The sequence below is a fragment of the Citreicoccus inhibens genome, assembly GCF_019039035.1.
GTDB lineage: Bacteria > Myxococcota > Myxococcia > Myxococcales > Myxococcaceae > Citreicoccus > Citreicoccus inhibens.
This window is the reverse complement of record NZ_JAHNZT010000011.1, coordinates 62,252-76,235: the sequence shown is the minus strand read 5'-3', so window position 1 is coordinate 76,235 and position 13,984 is coordinate 62,252. Positions and strand designations below refer to the sequence as shown.

13 protein-coding genes are annotated in these 13,984 nt (G+C 68.9%); 1 reads left to right on the top strand and 12 read right to left on the bottom strand.

Annotation, left to right across the window (positions count from 1 at the left end):
- Positions 1-12: 12 nt before the first annotated feature.
- The 8 genes from carA to KRR26_RS15565 form a co-directional block, all read right to left on the bottom strand.
- Positions 13-1,137 (bottom strand): glutamine-hydrolyzing carbamoyl-phosphate synthase small subunit, encoded by a 1,125-nt coding sequence (gene carA, locus KRR26_RS15600; protein ID WP_120207974.1) that lies wholly within the window; start codon positions 1,135-1,137, stop codon positions 13-15.
- Entirely contained in the window at positions 1,137-2,447 is a 1,311-nt protein-coding gene (locus KRR26_RS15595) for a dihydroorotase (protein ID WP_217080209.1), read from the bottom strand. The genes carA and KRR26_RS15595 overlap by 1 nt, the downstream gene beginning before the upstream one ends.
- Positions 2,444-3,337, bottom strand: coding sequence for an aspartate carbamoyltransferase catalytic subunit (locus KRR26_RS15590; RefSeq protein WP_120207972.1), 894 nt, complete (start codon positions 3,335-3,337; stop codon positions 2,444-2,446). Before KRR26_RS15590 ends, KRR26_RS15595 begins: the two co-directional genes overlap by 4 nt.
- 73 nt (positions 3,338-3,410) lie before the next feature.
- Positions 3,411-4,652: a signal peptidase I gene (lepB, locus tag KRR26_RS15585; RefSeq protein WP_120207970.1), complete on the bottom strand. Its 1,242-nt coding sequence runs from the start codon at positions 4,650-4,652 to the stop codon at positions 3,411-3,413.
- A gap of 6 nt (positions 4,653-4,658) precedes the next feature.
- Positions 4,659-6,470: a translation elongation factor 4 gene (gene lepA / locus KRR26_RS15580; protein ID WP_120207967.1), complete on the bottom strand. Its 1,812-nt coding sequence runs from the start codon at positions 6,468-6,470 to the stop codon at positions 4,659-4,661.
- A gap of 174 nt (positions 6,471-6,644) precedes the next feature.
- The gene (locus KRR26_RS15575) at positions 6,645-7,589 is read right to left on the bottom strand and encodes an NAD-dependent epimerase/dehydratase family protein (RefSeq protein WP_217080208.1); all 945 of its coding nucleotides are present in this window, start codon (positions 7,587-7,589) and stop codon (positions 6,645-6,647) included.
- A 63-nt stretch (positions 7,590-7,652) separates the two neighbouring features.
- A complete protein-coding gene (locus KRR26_RS15570) occupies positions 7,653-8,612 on the bottom strand; it encodes a UDP-glucuronic acid decarboxylase family protein (RefSeq protein ID WP_217080251.1) in 960 nt (319 codons plus the stop codon).
- A gap of 36 nt (positions 8,613-8,648) precedes the next feature.
- Complete coding sequence (locus KRR26_RS15565) at positions 8,649-8,831, bottom strand: ribbon-helix-helix domain-containing protein (protein ID WP_120207963.1); 183 nt, start codon at positions 8,829-8,831, stop codon at positions 8,649-8,651.
- Between the two features lie 266 nt (positions 8,832-9,097).
- Between KRR26_RS15565 and KRR26_RS15560 the strand changes: the two genes are divergently transcribed.
- Positions 9,098-9,553: a hypothetical protein gene (locus KRR26_RS15560; RefSeq protein WP_236068653.1), complete on the top strand. Its 456-nt coding sequence runs from the start codon at positions 9,098-9,100 to the stop codon at positions 9,551-9,553.
- Between the two features lie 63 nt (positions 9,554-9,616).
- Here the strand turns inward: KRR26_RS15560 and KRR26_RS15555 are convergent, their stop codons facing one another.
- From KRR26_RS15555 to KRR26_RS15540, 4 genes are all read right to left on the bottom strand, one after another.
- Positions 9,617-9,979: a cupin domain-containing protein gene (locus tag KRR26_RS15555; RefSeq protein WP_120207959.1), complete on the bottom strand. Its 363-nt coding sequence runs from the start codon at positions 9,977-9,979 to the stop codon at positions 9,617-9,619.
- 26 nt (positions 9,980-10,005) lie between these two features.
- Entirely contained in the window at positions 10,006-10,920 is a 915-nt protein-coding gene (locus KRR26_RS15550; RefSeq protein ID WP_217080206.1) for an SPOR domain-containing protein, read from the bottom strand.
- Between the two features lie 182 nt (positions 10,921-11,102).
- Entirely contained in the window at positions 11,103-12,149 is a 1,047-nt protein-coding gene (gene mnmA / locus KRR26_RS15545; protein ID WP_120207955.1) for a tRNA 2-thiouridine(34) synthase MnmA, read from the bottom strand.
- Between the two features lie 99 nt (positions 12,150-12,248).
- Positions 12,249-13,523, bottom strand: coding sequence for a CCA tRNA nucleotidyltransferase (locus KRR26_RS15540; protein ID WP_217080205.1), 1,275 nt, complete (start codon positions 13,521-13,523; stop codon positions 12,249-12,251).
- Positions 13,524-13,984 lie beyond the last annotated feature (461 nt).

Below are 13,984 nucleotides of genomic sequence, written 5' to 3'. Positions count from 1 at the left end.
CGGTGGAGCATCCTACCCCGCCATCAGCTTCGCGAAGCGGGCGAAGAGATAGCGTGCGTCGTGAGGGCCGGGTGAGGCCTCGGGGTGGTACTGGACGCTGAAGGCGCGCGCGTCCGGGACGGCCAGGCCCTCCACCGTGCCGTCGTTCAGGTTGATGTGGGTCACCACCGCCTTGCCCTTGAGGCTGGCGTCGTCCACGGCGAAGCCGTGGTTCTGGGCGGTGATCTCCACCTTGCCCGTGGTCAGGTCCTTCACCGGCTGGTTGGCGCCGCGGTGGCCGAACTTCATCTTGTACGTCCGGCCGCCCAGGGCCAGGGCCATGATCTGGTGCCCCAGGCAGATGCCGAACACCGGCACCTTGCCCAGAAGCGCCGCCACGGTGCGGTCCGCGCCCTTCACGGCGGCCGGGTCCCCAGGGCCGTTGGCCAGGAAGACGCCGTGCGGCTTGCGCGCCAGCACCTCCTCGGCGGTGGTGTTCGACGGAACCACCGTCACGCGGCAGCCCTCATCCACCAGGTACTGGAGCATGGAGCGCTTGAGGCCGTAGTCGTACGCGACCACGTCGAAGCGCAGCTCCGGCGTGGGGCGCGGATCATTCGGCGAGCGGAACACGTCCGGCGACGGCGTGGTGAAGACGTACGGCGTCTTCGTCGAGACCCCCGTGGCCAGGTCCATGCCCTCCATGCCGGGGGCGGTCCGGGCCCGCTCCACCAGCGCGGCGGCGGAGTGCCCATCCGACGAGATGACCCCCATCTGCGCGCCATGCGTGCGCAGGTGGCGCACGAGCCGCCGGGTGTCCACGCCCTCGATGCCGGCGCGGCCGTGCCGCTTCAGGTACGCATCCAGCGACTCCTTCGAGCGCCAGTTGGAGGCCTGCGGCGTCAGCGAGCGCACCGCCATGCCCACCGCGTGCGGCTGTCCCGCCTCCTCGTCCTCCGGGTTGGCGCCGACGTTGCCCATCTCCGGATACGCCATGGTGACGATCTGCCCGACGTAGGAGGGGTCCGTGAGGATCTCCTGGTAGCCGAACATCGACGTGTTGAAGACCACCTCGCCCACCAGCTCACAGGTCGCGCCAAAAGCACGACCCTCGAACGTGGTGCCATCCGCCAGCGCGAGTACCGCCCGCTTCGTCATCACCGTGACTCCTTGGAGGGGCTCACCTGGCCCCCCTCGTAAACGCAGCGACCACTCACCCACGTCTGCGTCACGCGGCCCTTCATCGACCGGCCATGAAACGGGGTATTGCGACTGCGGGAATAGAAACGCTGGACGTCCACCGTCCACTCCTCATCCGGCGACACCACCGTGATGTCCGCCGGTGCCCCCACGGCCAGGTGACCGCCCGGCAGGCCGAACACCCTCGCCGGCCCCTCCGACAGCAGCTCCACGGCGCGCCGAGGGCTCAACAGCCCCCCATGCACCAGCGACATCGTCAGCGCCAACGAGGTCTCCAGGCCGACGATGCCGTTGATGCCCTTCTCGAACTCCACCTGCTTGTCCAACACGCCGTGCGGCGCGTGGTCCGTGGCGATGGCGTCCACCGTGCCATCCACCAGCGCCTCGCGCAGCGCCAGGACGTCACGGTCCGAGCGCAGCGGCGGGGCCATCTTCGCGTGGGTGTCGTAGTGGCCCACCGCCCGGTCATCCAACGTGAAGTGGTGCGGCGCCACCTCGCAGGTGACGCGCAGGCCGCGCCGCTTCGCCTCGCGGATGAGGCGCACGCTGCCCTCGCACGAGACGTGCGCCACATGCAGCCGGCCCTTCGTCTCCTCGAGCAGGATCATGTCGCGCGCCACCATGGCGACCTCGGCGGACGCCGGAATGCCGCGGAGGCCCAGGCGCGTGGACGTGGCGCCCTCGTGCATCGCGCCTCCAGCCGACAGCGTGAGGTCCTCCTCGTGCACCATCACGGGGACGTCGAACAGCGTGGCGTACTGGAGCGCGCGCCGCATCAGCGCCGCGTTCATGACGGGGCGCCCGTCGTCGGTGATGGCCACACAGCCCGCGGAGACCAGCTCGCCCGCCTCCGCCAGCTCCTCGCCCTTGAGCCCCTTGGTGATGGCCCCGGCCGGATACACGTGACAGAGGTTCGCGTCACGGGCGCGTGACAGCACCAGCTCGGTGACGAGCGCGCTGTCGTTGACGATCTTCGTGTTGGGCATGGCCACCACCGCGGTGAAGCCGCCCGCCACCGCCGAGCGGCACCCGGTGAGCACCGTCTCCTTGCCCTCTTCGCCCGGCTCGCGCAGGTGCACGTGCAGGTCGATGAAGCCCGGCACCACCCACTGCCCCGCCGCCTCCACCACGCGCGCGCCCGCGGGCGCGGCGATGGGCTGGGCCGAGACCTCGACGACCTTGCCGTCGCGCACCAGCACGTCGTGCACGCCGTCCACACCGTGGCGTGGATCGATGAGCCGCCCCCGCCGGAAGAGCACAGAACTCATGACGCGCACACCTCCAGGATGGCCCGGCGCACCGCGACGCCGTTGGCCACCTGCTCCAGGATGACGCTGCGAGGCCCATCGGCCACGCCGGGCGCAAGCTCGACGCCGCGGTTGATGGGGCCCGGGTGAAGCACCAGCGCCTCGGGCTTCATGCGCTCCGCGCGCGCCGCGTTGAGGCCGAACAGCCGAGCGTACTCGCGCGTGGAGGGCAGGAACGCCTCGCCCATCCGCTCCGTCTGGAGGCGCAGGCACATGACCGCGTCCGCTTGGGGCAGCACCTCATCCAAGCGGTGCGTCACCTCGCCGCCCATCTCCTCCAGGCCGGGCGGAATCAGCGTGGGCGGACCACACAGCACCACGCGAGCGCCCAGCGCCGTGAGGCACAGCAGGTTCGAGCGCGCCACGCGGCTGTGCTGCACGTCGCCCACAATCAGCACCGTGCGCCCGTCCAGACTTCCCCAGCGGCGCCGGAGCGTGAAGGCATCCAGCAGCGCCTGGGACGGATGCTCGTGCGCACCGTCGCCCGCGTTCACCACGGCGCAGCGCACGTGCCGAGCGACGAGGTGCGGCGCGCCCGAGGCTCGGTTCCGGATGACGATGACCGCGGGCCCCAGCGCCTCGATGTTGCGCGCGGTGTCCAGCAGCGTCTCGCCCTTGGAGGCCGAGGAGCCGACCAGGCCCCAATTGAGCACGTCCGCTCCCAAGCCTCGCGCGGCGACCTCGAAGGAGGAGCGCGTCCGGGTGGAGTCCTCGAAGAACAGGTTCGCGACCACGCGCCCCCGGAGGGTGTGCGAGGCATCTGGACCACCGGGAAGATGGGCGAGCGCGCGGTCGAGCAGCGCGATCAGCTCATCCCGGCGCCAGCCTTCGATTCCAAGAAGGTGTCTCATGGGCCGGGGGCGCCGCGTACCCCGCGCCGCACGTTGCGTCAAGCGCGGCGCGCAGGCCCCCGTCACACGGACATCAGCGCACCGGTTCGAAGAAGCGATCCACCCGCAGGCCCGTGCCGCCGAACAGGTTGCTCAGCAGGCCGCCGTAGCCCAGCGACAACCACACCACCATCGCCTTGCCCTTGATGTGGCCAAACGGGACGTAGGCCACGCGGATGGGCCCACCGAGGCCGTAGCGGCTGTCCAAGCTGTTGTTGCGGTTGTCGCCCATCACGAAGACGTGGTCCGCGGGGACCACGAACGGCCCCTCACGGGCCTTGCTCGGCTGCTGGACGGCGTTCTGGAGCGTGGCGTGCTCCACGCCGGCCAGGTCCTCTCGGTAGAGGACCTCTTCCTCGTCGAACCACTCGCCCCCCTGCTCGTTCCAGTTGTGCACCACGTAGTCCGTGGACACGAGCTGGCGAGGCTGGGGCTGCCCGTTGATGACGACCACGCCGTCGACGATCTCCACGGTGTCACCCGGCACGCCGATGACGCGCTTGATGAAGTCCTTGGACTCGTCCACGGGGTTGTTGAAGACGATGACGTCGCCCCGCGCGGGCGCGCGGACGATGCGGAACGGCACCACGTTGAGGAACGGGATGCGCACGCCGTAGATGAACTTGTTGACGAAGACCTGATCGCCAATCTGCAGCGTGGGCAGCATGGAGCCGGAGGGAATCCGGTACGGCTCCACGATGACGGTGCGGATGACCAGCGCGATGAGCAGCGCCTTGGCGAACCCGCCGATGAAGTCCCACGCGGACTGCTTGCGGTACGCGCCCAGGTGCTCGGCGGTGAGCGCCTCCAGCGTCTTGACCTCCGCCTGGAGCCGAGCGACGTCGCCCTCCATGGATGCGGTCTCCACGCGCAGGGCCTGCTCGGTGATGCGCTCGCTGGCCTGCGCGGGCACCTTGCCCTGTACGCGCGCGAGGATGCGCTCGTCCTCGGCGATGAGCTCGCGCGCGTCGTGGCGCAGCTGCCGGATGGCCTTCTCCTTGGGGGAGACGTTGCGCCAGATGAGCAGCGCGACGAAGTAGGCCACCATCAGGAGCCCGAAGCCCTTCATCGCCGGCTGCGCCCAGCCAGCGGTCGAAGGCGCCACCTCGATGAGCGTGACGTAGGGCACGAACGCGATGCCCAGCAGCGACAGCGGGGCCCAGAGGCTCGTGAGCATCTCGCGCCAGACCCACTGGCGCCGTGCCTTGAGCTGCTCCGGGGTACGACGCGCGGCCATGGCCGCACCGAGCTTCACGGGAGGACTGGCCGCGTTCATGGGGGCCTACTGCTCCGTCTTGAGGACCGCGAGGAAGGCTTCCTGGGGAATCTCCACCGTGCCCACCTGCTTCATGCGCTTCTTGCCCTCCTTCTGCTTCTCGAGGAGCTTGCGCTTGCGGCTGATGTCACCGCCGTAGCACTTGGCGAGCACGTTCTTGCGCATGGCCGAGATGGTCTCGCGCGCGATGATCTTCGCGCCGATGGCCGCCTGGATGGCCACTTCGTACATCTGCTTGGGAATCACTTCCTTGAGCTTCTGGCAGACCTCGCGGCCGCGCAGGTACGCGCGATCGCGGTGCACGATGACGCTCAGCGCGTCCACCGGATCCCCGTTGATGAGGATGTCCAGCCGGGCCAGGTCCGCCTCGGCGTAGCCGGACAGCTCGTAGTCGAGGCTCGCGTAGCCGCGCGACACGCTCTTCAGCTTGTCGAAGAAGTCGAACACCACCTCGGCCAGCGGCATCTCGTACGTCACCTGCACGCGCTGCCCGCTGCTGCCCAGGTACTTCATGTCCTTCTGCACCCCGCGCCGCTCCTGGCACAGCTTCAGGATGGCGCCCAGGTGATCATTCGGGACGTGGATGTGACAGGAGAGCAGCGGCTCCTCGAACTTCGCGATGTTCTGGACGGGCGGCAGCTTCGCCGGGTTGTCCACCAGCGTCACCTCGCCCTTGCTCGTGGTGATGCGGTACACCACGGACGGCGCGGTGGTGATGAGGTTCAGGTTGTACTCGCGCTCCAGGCGCTCCTGGACGATCTCCATGTGGAGCAGGCCCAGGTAGCCGCAGCGGAACCCGAAGCCCAGCGCCGTGGAGGACTCGGGCTCGTAGGTGAAGGCCGAGTCGTTCAGCTTCAGCTTGGCGAGCGCGTCGCGCAGGTTCTCGTACTCGGCGGAGTCCACCGGGAAGATGCCGCTGAACACCATCGGCTTCACTTCCTGGAAGCCCGGGAACGCCTCCTCCGTGGAGCGCGCCTCCTCGGTGACGGTGTCGCCCACCTTCGCGTCCTGCAGCTCCTTGATGTTCGCGACGAGGACACCCACCTCGCCCGCAATGAGCTGCTGCACCGGGCGCGAGAACGGGCTGAACACGCCCAGCTCCTGCACCTCGAAGACCTTGTTGTTGCTGAAGAGCTTGATCTTCTGCTTCAGCTTGAGCGTGCCCTCCAGCACGCGCACCAGCGTCACCACGCCCCGGTAGTTGTCGTACCAGGAGTCGAAGATGAGCGCCTTGAGCGGCGCGTCCGCGGAGCCCTTCGGCGGCGGCACGCGCGCCACGACGGACTCCAGGATGTCGTGGATGCCAATGCCCTCCTTCGCGGAGGTGGGCACCGCCACGGAGGCGTCGATGCCGATGACGTCTTCAATCTCGGCCCGCGTGCGCGCCACGTCCGCGCTCGGCAGGTCGATCTTGTTGATGACCGGGATGATCTCCAGGTCGTGATCCAACGCCATGTAGACATTGGCCAGCGTCTGGGCCTCGACGCCCTGGCTGGCGTCCACCACCAAGAGCGCGCCCTCGCACGCGGCGAGGCTGCGGCTCACCTCGTAGGCGAAGTCGACGTGTCCCGGCGTGTCGATGAGGTTCAGGACGTAGTTCTTGCCGTCCTTGGCGGTGTAGGTCATCCGCACGGACTGGGCCTTGATGGTGATGCCCCGTTCGCGCTCGATGTCCATGTTGTCGAGGAACTGGGCCTGCGCTTCCCGCTTGGTCAGCGTTCCAGTCTTCTCGAGGAGGCGATCCGCCAACGTCGACTTACCGTGGTCGATGTGGGCGATGATGCAGAAGTTGCGGATGTGCGCGTTTTCGGCCGGCATGCTCGGGACGCTCGTCGCTAATCGAAGCGGGCGTGGCTAACACCAAACCGCGCGAAAATCTACGCGTGAGCGCGCCCGCCGCCCAGCCAACCCGTCCGCGCGCGGCGCTGTTCCCAACGGGCACCGCGCGCCGTCCTCCGCCTGGAGAGGACGGCACGGGCACCCTCAAGACCTTCACCCCATGGCGCGGGTGGGTGCGGCGGCCTTCTGACGGAAGTACGCGATGGTGCGGCGCACGCCCTCGGCCAGGTCCACCGTCGGGTGCCAGCCCAGCACCTTCTTCGCCAGGCTGTTGTCGATGCACGAGCGGAGCTGCTCGCCCGGCTTGCCCTGCGCGTGGGTGGCCGGCTGGGTGGAGCCCGCGGCGTCAGCCAGGGCCTTGTAGAGCTGGTTGATGTCCGTCTCCACGCCCGTGCCGATGTTCACCGCCCCGACGTAGTCGCTCTCGAAGGCGAGGTAGTTGGCGCGAGCGACGTCCGGACCGAAGACGAAGTCTCGCGACTGCTTGCCCTCTCCGAAGATGGTGCAGCCCTGCCCCGCGATGAGGCGCTGGCTGAAGATGGCCACCACGCCGGCCTCGCCATGCGGGTTCTGCCGCGGGCCGTACACGTTGGCGTACCGCAGGGCCACGTACGGCAGGCCGTACTGCGCCCGGTAGTAGCCCAGATACAGCTCACCGGACGCCTTGGAGACGCCGTACGGAGACACCGGCCGCGTCGGGTGCGACTCGGGGGCGGGGAACAGGTCCTGCTCGCCATAGATGGCGCCGCCCGTCGAACTGAAGAGGACTTTCTTCACGCCCGCGTGACGGGCCGCCTCCAGCAGGTTGAGCATGCCGCGGATGTTCACGTCCGCGTCGAAGCTCGGGTCCTCCACGCTGCGGCGCACGTCCATCTGCGCCGCCAGATGGCAGATGACCTGCGGCTTCTCGGACTTGATGAGCTCCGAGGCCTCACGGCTGCGGATGTCGTGCACCACGAGCCGGACGCGGGGGTCCAGGTTCTCGCGCTTGCCGCCGGACAAATCATCCAGCGCGATGACCTCGTGGCCACCCTTGAGGAACTCGTCACACACGTGCGAGCCGATGAAGCCCGCGCCGCCCGTCACCAGGACTTTCACGCCAGTACGCTCCCGGCCACCGGTCGTGGCCGCACCGTTGAGCACATCGATTGCGGCGGCAACCTATGCCGAGGCCCTGCGCCCGGCAACCTCGCGGAAATAGGCGATGGTCTCTCTTAGACCATCCTCCAGGGCCACCTTCGGTTCCCAACCCAGCAGCGTGCGCGCCCGAGTGATGTCCGGCTGGCGCTGCTTCGGATCATCCTTGGGCAGCGGCTTGAAGACGAGCTTGCCGCCACCGCCCGCCGCCACGCGCACGGCCTCGGCGAACTGGCGGATGGTCATCTCGCGCGGGTTGCCGATGTTCACCGGATCCGTCACGTCCGACAGCGCCAGGCGCACCAGCCCGTCCACCAGGTCCTTCACGTAGCAGAACGAGCGCGTCTGGCTGCCGTCGCCAAACAGGGTGAAGTCCTCGCCCTGGAGCGCCTGCCCCACGAAGGCCGGCACCACGCGGCCGTCGTTGAGGCGCATGCGCGGCCCATACGTGTTGAAGATGCGCACGATGCGGGTCTTCACCCCGCGGGAGCGCCCGTAGGCGGCGGTGATGGCCTCGGCGTAGCGCTTGGCCTCGTCGTACACGGAGCGCGGCCCGATGGGATTGACGTTGCCCCAGTAGTCCTCGCGCTGCGGGTGCACCACCGGGTCGCCGTAGATCTCCGAGGTGGAGGCCATGAGGAACACGGCGCCCTTGCGCTCGGCCAGCTTCAGCGCGTTCTCCGTCCCGATGGAGCCCACGCGCAGCGTCTCCAGCGGGAGGTTCGCGTAGTCGATGGGCGACGCGGGCGAGGCCATGTTGAACACGTAGTCGAGCGGGCCTTCCACCTCGAGCCCCTCGACGATGTCCTGGCGCATGAACGTGAAGCCCGGCCGCGGCTTCAACGTGCGGACGTTCTCTTCGTTTCCGGTGATGAGGTTGTCCACCGCGAAGACCGCCGCGGCCCCGTCATCCAACAACCGTTCACACAGGTGCGAGCCCACGAACCCCGCGCCCCCCAGGACGGCTATCCGCTTGCCATGCATGCTCGTCACGTCACGCCTCATTGGTTCGAGCCCTCGTCAGGAGAGCTCATCAAAGGTTGCCTGCCCCGGTAGCTGGGCCTTGTACTTTTCCAGGACCAGGTCGATGCCCTGGCGGATGTACTCGGCCACGGGCACCTTGGTCTTCTGGTTCAGCGCCTTGAGCAGATCGTTCTGCTCCGGGGTGATGTAGATGGTGGTGCTGATCTTCTTTCGGGCCATGGCGATATGTGAAAATATATGGAATGACGTGGCCTGCGAAGCGCGGATTGCGGACGGCGCGGACGGAGCGCCCCGCCAGCCCCGGAGCACGCATGTCTCCTGTGAACCGTTGGATTTTGTTGGGATTCCTGGCCGCGGGAGTATTTCCCGGTTGTAGCGGCGACAAGGGGGCCCGGCGCGACGATGCGTCCGCGGGGGGTGCCCTGGGGCCCCGGAAGGCCGAGCCCATCCGTCCCGAGCGCTCCCGAGACGAGCAAGTCACGGAGATGGACGTCAACGGCGACCACTCACCGGATGTGTGGACGTACTCGGTGACGGTGAAGTCCCCGGACGGCCGCGAGCGCGAGCGCGTGGTGCGCAAGGAGCTGGACCTGAACTGGGACGGCAAGGTGGACCTCACCCAGTACTTCGACGAGCACGGCGAGAAGGTCCGCGAGGTCATGGACCTGGACTACGACGGCAAGGTCGACGCCACGTACACCTTCGAGAAGGGACTCAAGGTCAAGGGCGAGCGCGACATCGACGGCGATGGCCGCCCTGACTCGTTCCTCTTCTTCGAAAAAGGCGTGCTGGTCCGCAAGGAGAACGACAACAACCACGACGGCCGGGTCGACTACTGGGAGTACTGGGAAGGCAACCAGGTCGATCGCATTGGCGAGGACGTGGACGGCGACGGCAACGTCGACAAGTGGACGCGCAATCCGAGCGCCGCGCGACAGTAGCGTGCGCCCCCGCGCTCACCGCCACGATGCGGGAGCGTGCGGGGAGCGCCGAGGCCCTGCTTCTTACGGAGTGCTGGTGCCGGTCCGGCCGTAGGCGTCCTCGAGCCGCACCACATCATCCAGCTCGGGGGTGCTGACCTCGAGGATGTCGCAGTCCGTGAGGGCGACCATGCGGTGCTTCATGAGGGGCTTGATGTGGTAGCTCTCACCGGGAAGCATTTCCTTCTCGATGAGGCCCTGGCCCTCGTCCACGACGAAGAGCAGCTTGCCGCTCTGCACGTGGATCGTCTCATCCTTGCGGTTGTGGTACTGCAGGCTGAGCTTGTGGCCCTGCTTCACGTGCAGCAGCTTGCCCACGTAGCGCTCGGTGTGAGCCCAGATCAGCTCGTAGCCCCAGGGCTTCTCCACCCGCCTCGTCGTCGTCATGGTGCTTGCGTCTTCCTCGCCCTGCCCTAGTTCGTCGTGCCGGCCACGAACGCGTCGAGCTGGGTCTCTCGCTTGAAGTCTGCCAGGTACCGACCCGCCGCCTCCTTCGAGGCGAAGCTGCCCATGCGGACCCGGTACCAGGTGCCCTTTCCAGGCACCTCGGCCGGGACGATATAGGGGGCATAGCCCCGGTCACGCAACCGGGCGGCGAAACGGTCCGCCTCTGGACGATTCTGGAAGGCCGAGAGCTGGAGGCTGAACGCCCCCCCCTTCACCGCCTCGGAGGGCTTGGGCGGCTCGGCGGGGCGCTGGGTGACGCGGTCGATGGCCTCCTTCAGGCCCCCCCCCTCGCGCGACGCGGTCCGGGTCGGCACGGCGGCGTCCTCGACCTTGCCGGAGACCGTCTCGGGCTTCGGGGCGGGCTTGGCGGCCACGGGCTCCGGCTTCTCCGTGGGCTTGGCGGCGACAGGCTCCGGCTTCTCCGTGGGCTTGGCGGCCACGGGCACCGGCTTGGGCGCGGCGGGCTTCTCGGCGACGCGCGCCTCGTCCGACATGGGCAGCTCGCCCGTGTCCGGGTCCGGGGTCGGCGCCAGGGTGGGCTTCTCGACCGGCTTCGCGGCGGGCTTGTCCGAGGCGCGGGCCGCGGGCTTGGGCGCCGGCGGGAGCGCGGGCTCGCTGGTGGACTTGCGCGTCAGCTCGTCCTGGAAGGTGAGCGGCGGCTCCTTCTGAACCTCTTGCAGCGCCTGCGCGTTGGCATCCAGCGCGGACAGCAGGTCGGGCGCCGCCGCGGCCTGCGCGTTGCCAGCGAGCTTCTTGCCCACCACCACGCCGAGCACGAACACGGCCCCCATCACGACGATGCCGGCGATCATCAAGCTGACGATCTGCCGGTTGTCGAGCGAGACGTCGAACTTCTCCTTCATCCGATGGGCGTCACGCATGGCAGTGCAAGACCTCTTGTGCGCGCCACGGGCCGTGTAACGCCCTGTAGCGACAGCGTGGGCGCAAGGTACGCCCCACCCCCAGGTCGGTCAAATTCACGGAACCCGTGCGGAAGCGTGCGCCGAGCGAGTGTCGCGACACCGCGCGGCGGCCTCCACCGAGCCCCCGCCGACCCGCGAGGTCAGACGATCCACCCGCCCCCGAGCACGCGGTCTCCCGAGTACACCACCGCGGCCTGCCCCGGCGTGACGGCGCGCGCGGGCGCATCGAGCTTCACTGACACAAGCCCGTGCGGCGACACTTGCACACGACCTGCCGCACCCGCATGCCGATGCCGGATCCGAACCTCCACGGTCTGCTCCGGCGGCGGCACCGCGTCCACCCAGTGGGGTTGGAGCAGGCCGAACGTGTCGCGCGCGGAGCCCTCCGCCGGCCCCACCACCACGCGGTTCGTGTCGGGCTCCAGACGCTGGACGTAGCGCACTTCTCCACCGCCGAGGTTGAGGCCCCGACGTTGCCCCACGGTGTAGCGGTGGATGCCCTGGTGCGTCCCGAGCACGGTGCCGGACGCGTCCACGATGTCGCCCTCGGGCTGCGGGCCCGCCACCTTCTCCACGAAGCCCGCGTAGTCGCCGTCCGGCACGAAGCAGATCTCCATGCTCTCCGGCTTGTGGCTCGTAGGGAGCTGGTGCCGCTCGGCGATGACGCGCACCTCGGGCTTGGTGAGGTGCCCCACGGGGAAGAGCACGTCGCGCAGCTCCTCCTGGCCCAACGTGAAGAGGAAGTAGCTCTGGTCCTTGGCGGCATCCACCGCGCGCCGCAGGACGTAGCGGCCCCCCACCTCTTCGACCTGGGCGTAGTGCCCCGTGGCCAGCCGGGCCCCGAGCGCGCGCGCTCGCTTGAGGAGGTAGTTGAACTTCACGTCGCGGTTGCAAGCGACGCACGGGATGGGGGTGCGCCCACCCAGGTATGACTGGACGAACGGGCTGACCACGCGCTCCTGGAAGATCTCCTCCGCGTTCGCGACGTAGAACGGAATGCCGAGCGTGTTCGCCACCGCGCGCGCGTCATCGATGTCATCGGGACTGCAGCAGCTCCCGCACTTCGCGTTGTCCTCGTAGGACCACACGCGCAGGGTGATACCGATGACCTCATGCCCCTGCTCCTTGAGGAGCGCGGCGGCGGCCGAGGAGTCCACTCCTCCGCTCATGGCAACGACGACTCGCATGGGGTCCTTCCTACACGCACGCGGGCCCGCGCGCACGGGCAGAGGACTTGGGGGCAGCGCGATTCCCCCTCCCCTGCTCGCCTGGCCGGGGCTCCCCCCTCAGGCGCCGCCCGTCGGACGCGACCTCCAGTTTCGCAGCGCGTCCTGGAGCCGCTCGGGGGTGTTGAGCGATGGGTCGTCGAGCACCGCCTCCACCAGGAACCGCGTCGCCTCGCCGACAATGGGCGAAGGGCTCACCCCCAGCGTGGCCATGATGTCCTTGCCCGTGAGCGCCAGATCCCTGGCCACCAGGGGCGGCTTCGTGGCGGCGATCGCCTCCAGTCGCGCGCCGAGCTGCTCCAGCGCGGGCCGCAGCTCGGGGGCTCGGGCCTCCACCCTCGCGCGGGCCACCGCCAGCAAGTCCGGGAGCTGAGGCACGCCCAACCGCGCAAGCAGCCGCCGCAGCGCGGGATCCGAGTCCTCCAGCCGAGCCTCCAGCTTCGCGTGCTCCACCAGGAGCCCGACCAGGTCCGCCGCCTTGTTGGAGAACTTGAGGCGCAGACAGAGGTCGCGCGCGTGCGGCCCGGTGCTCAGGTCCGCGAGCAGCGCCGCGAGCCGGATCTCCTGCGCATGCGCCGCCACCTGCGCCGCGTGCCGTGCTTGCCGCGCAACCTCGGGCTCGGCCCGCGCCAGTTCGGGGAGGAACACGTCGAGCAATCCGGTCTGCTCGAGCAACAGCAGCCCGCTCTCCGCGCGGGGCGACATGAGCAGCTTCACGAACTCCTCGCGCACGCGCTCCAGCGCCACCTTGCGGAACACGTCCAACGTTGCGGGGATGGCATCGCGCGTGGACGCGTCGAGCGTGAAGCCCAGCACGGCGGCGAAGCGCACCGCGCGCAGCGGCCGAAGTCCATCCTCGGAGAAGCGCTCCTGAGCCGAGCCCACGCAGCGAATGAGCTGGGCCTGGAGATCCTTCTGCCCTTCGAACGGATCCACCAGCTCACGGTCGAGCGGGTTGTAGGCCATCGCGTTGATGGTGAAGTCGCGCCGGGACAGGTCCTTCACGATGTCCCGCTCGAACGCCACGGAGCTGGGACGCCGGCCATCCAGGTAGTCGCCCTCCGATCGGAAGGTGGTCACCTCCACGTGGTTGCCACCCGTCACGACCGTGACGGTGCCGTGCTGAATACCCGTGGGAATCACCTTGCGGAACGCGGCCTGGACCTCCTGAGGCAGCGCGCTCGTGGCGACATCGAAGTCCTTGGGCTGGACCTGCCGGACCATGTCTCGGACGCAGCCGCCCACCAGGTAGACGGCGTGGCCCAGCTCGCGCAGGCGGGAGATGACCTCGATGACAGGGCGAGGGATGTCGGCGTTGTGGAGGTTGGCGATCATGAAGGGGACGGCGTGAGGAGTACGCCAACGTTGCCCGCTTCACCCTTGTTTGCCAACCGGGTCGCTCGCGCGAAGCCCTGCCTGCTACACCCCGCCTGCGCCGCGAGGACCTGGCGCCCATCCGAGGAGGAACGATGTCCCGCTCATGGTGGTGCTGGGCCGTGCTGTGGCTGTGCGTGACGGGATGCAAGCACACGCCCGAAGAGAAGCCCTCCGAACCTCCGGGGGCCTCGGCGCCGCGGGCTTGCCGCGCGCCCGACGAGTCTGGCTGCGCGAGATGCTGCGACCCCTCTCCTGGAGGTTGCACGGTCCGAAGCTGGACAGGTGGCGCTGAGGCCGGCTCGGTCCAGCCCTGGTACAACTCCGAGGCGGCGTCGCAGGACGCCTGCCCGAGCGACTGCGCCCCCTGCGATCCCTGCTCGCGTCGCGCGGAGCAAGAGCTGCGCGAGATGCCAGCCCGC

Coding starts and splice junctions, on each gene's coding strand:
- carA (WP_120207974.1), bottom strand. CDS start 1,137: ATGACGAAGCGGGCGGTACTCGCGCTGGCGGATGGCACCACGTTCGAG.
- KRR26_RS15595 (WP_217080209.1), bottom strand. CDS start 2,447: ATGAGTTCTGTGCTCTTCCGGCGGGGGCGGCTCATCGATCCACGCCAC.
- KRR26_RS15590 (WP_120207972.1), bottom strand. CDS start 3,337: ATGAGACACCTTCTTGGAATCGAAGGCTGGCGCCGGGATGAGCTGATC.
- lepB (WP_120207970.1), bottom strand. CDS start 4,652: ATGAACGCGGCCAGTCCTCCCGTGAAGCTCGGTGCGGCCATGGCCGCG.
- lepA (WP_120207967.1), bottom strand. CDS start 6,470: ATGCCGGCCGAAAACGCGCACATCCGCAACTTCTGCATCATCGCCCAC.
- KRR26_RS15570 (WP_217080251.1), bottom strand. CDS start 8,612: ATGCATGGCAAGCGGATAGCCGTCCTGGGGGGCGCGGGGTTCGTGGGC.
- KRR26_RS15565 (WP_120207963.1), bottom strand. CDS start 8,831: ATGGCCCGAAAGAAGATCAGCACCACCATCTACATCACCCCGGAGCAG.
- KRR26_RS15560 (WP_236068653.1), top strand. CDS start 9,098: ATGGACGTCAACGGCGACCACTCACCGGATGTGTGGACGTACTCGGTG.
- KRR26_RS15555 (WP_120207959.1), bottom strand. CDS start 9,979: ATGACGACGACGAGGCGGGTGGAGAAGCCCTGGGGCTACGAGCTGATC.
- KRR26_RS15550 (WP_217080206.1), bottom strand. CDS start 10,920: ATGCGTGACGCCCATCGGATGAAGGAGAAGTTCGACGTCTCGCTCGAC.
- mnmA (WP_120207955.1), bottom strand. CDS start 12,149: ATGCGAGTCGTCGTTGCCATGAGCGGAGGAGTGGACTCCTCGGCCGCC.
- KRR26_RS15540 (WP_217080205.1), bottom strand. CDS start 13,523: ATGATCGCCAACCTCCACAACGCCGACATCCCTCGCCCTGTCATCGAG.